This window comes from Micromonospora sp. PTRAS2 (assembly GCF_054052245.1).
The window spans coordinates 1-1,051 of record NZ_JBSWBU010000052.1; the positions used below are offsets into that span (position 1 = coordinate 1).

1 protein-coding gene is annotated in these 1,051 nt (G+C 72.0%); it reads left to right on the forward strand.

Annotated elements, in window-relative coordinates:
• Positions 1-820 precede the first annotated feature (820 nt).
• The coding region (locus ACVMYR_RS33110) for an alpha-L-fucosidase (protein WP_457123701.1) at positions 821-1,051 on the forward strand (231 nt) is incomplete at its 3' end.

Below are 1,051 nucleotides of genomic sequence, written 5' to 3' on the forward strand. Positions count from 1 at the left end.
ACCGCCGGGAACGCCGCCAGGCCCGCCGGAGCAGCCCCGCGCCGCAGCCCGAGACCGTGGCCGAGGAACCGGTCCCGGTCGCCTGACGAGCCTGGCGACCTCGGCCCGCACCCCGGCCGGTACGCGGATCACGCGTGCCGGCCGGGGTGCGTCCGGTTGCGCGGGCCCCACCGGGGCGACCCTGCGTGCCACCCGACGCGCTTCATCGAGCCACCTCCCGGGCGACGGTGATGTTAACGTTCACGTCGATACCCAGCGTGACGTTCGCATTCGCGTCTGTCAACGCATGTATCGACGAAGGTCGAGCAAGATGCGTCGCGTCGCAGGTCACGATCGCCGGTCGGCGAGGCTCGACGCCCCACTGTCGGCCCGCGAAGGCCGTGCTGCGGCCTCGCCGGAAATCATCTATTGACACCGACGTTTATCCGCCTGTTACATGGGGTGGCCGGGGTCATGTTAACGGTAACAGGGCATTGTCGAGTCGGTCGGCCGGAGCCACGGCGCCTCAGTCAGGCGTCGCGCCTGCACCGGCCGCAGACGGCCACGACGCCCGGCGAACGCAGACAACGCATGCCCGGGTACGCGCCGGCGGCTGGGCACCTCCGGCCGCGTCCCGGGGCGAACGAGCGTGCCCGCACCAGGGGCGCGCAGCGGCGGCCCCGGGGCCCGGGTCGCGCCGACCAGCGACCGACGGTCCGGTCGCGCGCACGACGTGCACAGCAGGCAACGAGCAGAGGTGGGCCCGCAAGGCGGCTGCCGACCCCACCGTCCTTCGGCCACACAGAGCTCCGGCTCCGAACCACGAGAAGGGATGTCACCAATGGATCCAACCTCCCCGCACCTGAGCCGTCGACGGCTGCTCACCGCCGTCGGGCTCACCGGCATCGCCACGGCCACCGGGCTGTCCCGGATGGGACTGGCCCTGGCCACCGAGGGGCCGCAGAGCTACACCCCCACCTGGGCGTCCGTCGACCAGCACCCGCCGGCTCCCGAGTGGTTCCAGGACGCCAAGTTCGGCATCTACTACCACTGGGGCGTGTACAGCGTCCCC